We start from the raw sequence: 299 nt of genomic DNA, 5'->3' as shown, positions 1-299 counted from the left end.
CAGTGCCGTGAACGCGCAGTTCAGCGCCACAGAGAACGAACTTGCCCGGCGGCAGGAAGAGCTGCTCTGGAAGCTGGTCAAAGGGCGGATACTGTACCCGTCGCTGACGGCGCTTTGCGTCACGGTCGGGATTTTTCTGGCGTCATGGGGGTTGATTCAGTGGCAGGAAAGCCGTATTGCGGCGAACATCCTGGCTATCAGGGACCAGGAAGAGACGCTGGCGAAACTCCGGGAAAAAACATGGGGTGTGACGTATCACGAGGGCAGGAACGGGAAATTTCTGGTGTTGCCGTCCGGGG

General features: G+C 59.2%; 1 pseudogene. It reads left to right on the top strand.

From position 1 onward, the window contains the following. Positions 1 to 299: pseudogene (locus E0D98_RS26375) on the top strand (mobilization protein); the annotation flags it as partial.

Origin of the sequence: Escherichia sp. KCJ4928, from assembly GCF_004352695.1 — a bacterium.
GTDB lineage: Bacteria > Pseudomonadota > Gammaproteobacteria > Enterobacterales > Enterobacteriaceae > ECMA0423.
The sequence above is the reverse complement of the archived record's forward strand: the minus strand, read 5'-3'. Positions and strand labels throughout refer to the sequence as shown.